This window comes from Rheinheimera sp. WS51 (assembly GCF_050936095.1).
Classification (GTDB): domain Bacteria; phylum Pseudomonadota; class Gammaproteobacteria; order Enterobacterales; family Alteromonadaceae; genus Alishewanella.
In genome coordinates, this window is sequence record NZ_JBOTRC010000033.1 from 1 (window position 1) to 3,393 (window position 3,393).

Annotated in this window: 3 protein-coding genes and 4 tRNA genes; all 7 read left to right on the forward strand. The window is 40.8% G+C overall.

Annotation, left to right across the window (positions count from 1 at the left end; translation table 11 throughout):
- Positions 1-178: 178 nt before the first annotated feature.
- The 7 genes from murB to ACRCA4_RS14835 all read left to right on the forward strand — a co-directional run bounded on the left by murB (position 179) and on the right by ACRCA4_RS14835 (position 3,336).
- On the forward strand, positions 179-1,192 hold the full coding sequence (gene murB, locus ACRCA4_RS14805; protein WP_433190318.1) for a UDP-N-acetylmuramate dehydrogenase: 1,014 nt from the start codon (positions 179-181) through the stop codon (positions 1,190-1,192).
- Positions 1,182-2,168: a bifunctional biotin--[acetyl-CoA-carboxylase] ligase/biotin operon repressor BirA gene (gene birA / locus ACRCA4_RS14810; protein WP_433190321.1), complete on the forward strand. Its 987-nt coding sequence runs from the start codon at positions 1,182-1,184 to the stop codon at positions 2,166-2,168. The genes murB and birA overlap by 11 nt, the downstream gene beginning before the upstream one ends.
- Position 2,169: 1 nt before the next feature.
- The gene (locus ACRCA4_RS14815; protein WP_433190324.1) at positions 2,170-2,862 is read left to right on the forward strand and encodes a type III pantothenate kinase; all 693 of its coding nucleotides are present in this window, start codon (positions 2,170-2,172) and stop codon (positions 2,860-2,862) included.
- Between the two features lie 114 nt (positions 2,863-2,976).
- Positions 2,977-3,052: transfer RNA gene (locus ACRCA4_RS14820), tRNA-Thr, on the forward strand.
- A gap of 8 nt (positions 3,053-3,060) precedes the next feature.
- Positions 3,061-3,145, forward strand: a tRNA-Tyr gene (locus tag ACRCA4_RS14825).
- A 31-nt stretch (positions 3,146-3,176) separates the two neighbouring features.
- A tRNA-Gly gene (locus tag ACRCA4_RS14830) sits at positions 3,177-3,251 on the forward strand.
- 9 nt (positions 3,252-3,260) lie between these two features.
- Positions 3,261-3,336 (forward strand) — tRNA-Thr (locus tag ACRCA4_RS14835).
- Positions 3,337-3,393 lie beyond the last annotated feature (57 nt).

Consider the following 3,393-nt stretch of genomic DNA (forward strand, 5'->3'; position numbering starts at 1 on the left):
GCAAAGTAGTCGCCCAAGGTGCCAAATCTTTACCCAATTACTCGACGAGCTGTGTTTTTGTATGTGCACACCTGCTAGCTAGATCAATTTTTGAATTTTAATTTTCGATCCTACTGCATGTTTGCGCTTATATGGCTGTAGCCTTACAATAGCTGAATTATTAGCAAGCGGTTATATTATGCATACCTTGTCTCAAGTTTCGGCAAAAACCTATTCAACCTTCAGATTTCAGCAAACACTGTCTGAACTTACTGAGCTAAGTTCAATTCAAGATCTTGAGCTGTATAACCCAATGGCGACTCCAATCATTTTAGGCGAAGGCAGTAATACTATATTTTTACAAAATATTGAAAAGCCAATCTGCCGATACATTGCTGCTGAAAAACAATTGCTAAGTCTCGACAGCAATTATGCTGCTTTGCATGTTGAAGCTGGCCATAATTGGCATGAGCTAGTTAGTTGGTGCGTAGATAACGGTTGGTGGGGCATAGAAAATCTTGCATTAATACCCGGATCTGTTGGTGCCGCTCCGGTGCAAAATATTGGTGCTTATGGTGTCGAACTAGCTGATAGATGCTTGTATGTTGATTTTTTCCATTGGCATAGCAAAAAAGTACAACGTATTACTGGTGCACGTTGTAACTTTACTTATCGCGATAGTATATTTAAACAAGCTTTAGCCGGTAAGGGAATCATTGTTGCAGTTGGCATATTAGTTCAACGCGAGGGGGTGCCTGTTTTGACCTACAGTGGTCTTGACAATTTAACTGAGAACCCAAATCTTGCAGAGATTTATACTAGCGTGATTAATATCCGACAAACAAAATTACCCTCGCCTACGAAACTGGCTAATTGTGGTAGTTTCTTTAAGAATCCTATTATCTCTGCAGAGCAATATACTAATTTACAAAAGTGCTTTCCGACAATACCTGGCTATACAATCGATGATAATTTAATAAAGGTACCGACAGCTTGGCTGTTAGAACAGCAAGGGTTTAAGGGGTTCAAACAAGGTGATGTTGGCTGTTATGAAAAACAACCTTTAGTTTTGGTGAACTTTGGTGATGGCACAGCCGATCAATTAATAGCACTTATATCGTTAATAATTGAAACTATCGATAGCCACTATAATATTCGATTAGAGCCGGAGGTCCGTTTACTGACAAAGGAAGGCAGCCTATATGGCGAATAAATCTAGTTTAATTATTATTCGAACTTTATTAGCCCGCCTTAGTCTTGGTGCATTCTGCTCTGGTCAAGCTTTAGCAGATGAATTAGGCCTAAGTCGCACCGCTGTTGCAAATTACATTGCACAATTACAAGATCTCGGCTTGGATATTTATAGTGTCAAAGGGCGTGGTTATTGTTTAGCTCATCCAATTACTTTGCTAGATGCTGCTGAAATAAACACTATAGAAAAAAACCAGCGCCCCCCAGTGTTAGTCCATGAAATAACAGACTCAACCAATAATCAGCTGCTGCAAAGGTTAGGTAAGGACGCCAAACCTGAATTAGGTACAGCTATCGTAGCTGAAGCACAAACTGAAGGTCGTGGTCGTAGAGGTAGAAATTGGTATTCGCCTTTTGGTACAAACCTATACTTTTCAATGTATTGGCATCTAAATCATGGCTTGCAAGCAGCTATGGGCTTAAGTCTAGTTGTTGGCATAGCTATTGTTAGGACTCTACAGGCTGAATATCAAATTACGGCAAAACTAAAGTGGCCTAATGATGTTTACATTAACCAGCAAAAGGTAGCGGGGGTACTAGTAGAATTGGCAGGCCAAGTAGATGCTGTTTGTGATGCCATAATTGGTATTGGCTTAAATGTGACGATGCCAATTGAAGCAACAAAAAGAATAGATCAACCATTTACGACATTGGCTGCACATACCAGTAAATCAATCAATCGCAACCAATTAGTTATAGCGCTACAAACGAGTTTAATGGAGGTTTTGTCTGAGTTTTGCCAGCATGGCTTTACTCCTTTTGTTGCAGAATTTAATAAAGTTAACCAATATCAAGATAAGCCTATCAAGGTCATCTCTTCATTTGAAAAAATAGGCGTGTGCCGTGGTGTGGATAAGCAAGGGGCCTTATTACTAGACATTGATAATAGAATAGAAGCTATTTATGGCGGTGAGATCTCAGTCAGAGGCCAGGATTAACATGTTTCTTTTAATTGATATAGGTAATACTCGTACTAAAGCTGCCTTATATAAAAACGGCGCACTTAGTTTAATCACAGACATAGATAAATTAGAGATTGATAAAACAGTGCTCAAAGGCGTGATTATTGCCAGTGTTGGCGCTGAGGACCAAATAGATAGTTTAAAACTACAATTAAATTTACCGCACGTAGAATGGATCCGAGTCAAGTCTCAAGCACAGTTGTTTGGCGTAACAAATAGCTATGCAATACCCGAAAAATTAGGTGTCGATCGTTGGCTTGGATTAATTGCAGCTAAAAATCGTTTTGCGAATGAAAACCTATTAATCATTGATGCTGGCACAGCTGTTACTATTGACTGGCTTACCGCAGAAGGTTGTCATAAAGGTGGTTGGATTCTGCCAGGATTACAGTTGCAGCAAAAAGCAGTATTAACGAATACTGCCAGAGTGAAACCAGACAATGAATACAGTGCCAATCTACAACCTGGGATAAATACCGCCGAAGGTTTACAAAGTGGCTGTTTAGCCGCGGTTGTAGGTGCGATTCAACTGGCTTGGCAAACTCACCCTGGACAGAAAATAATTTTAACCGGTGGTGACAGTGTTATATTAAGCCAGTTTTTACAGCTGCTGCCAGTGGTTATTGAGCCCTTACTTATATTTCATGGTTTAAGCTATTTTTGCGAATAATAATGCTATTTTTGCACACTTAATAAGCGCTTAGGTAAGAAAAAGTCTTTTTTATTGTATTTAGTGTTGCACAGCGTAAAGCATTGCACTAGAATTCGCACCCACTGACGTAGTGCCGCTTTAGCTCAGTTGGTAGAGCAACTGACTTGTAATCAGTAGGTCATCCGTTCGACTCGGATAAGCGGCACCATTAGTTGTGGAGGGGTTCCCGAGTGGCCAAAGGGATCAGACTGTAAATCTGCTGGCACTGCCTTCGAAGGTTCGAATCCTTCCCCCTCCACCATTTTCGCCAGTATTATAGCTACGAAGAGGCCGCGGGCATCGTATAATGGCTATTACCTCAGCCTTCCAAGCTGAAGATGCGGGTTCGATTCCCGCTGCCCGCTCCAATCAAACATGCTGATATAGCTCAGGCGGTAGAGCGCATCCTTGGTAAGGATGAGGTCCCCAGTTCGACTCTGGGTATCAGCACCAGTTTGATCCTTCCAAAGCTAACATCAATACTAATTTTTATAACCGCCGTTTTGTTAA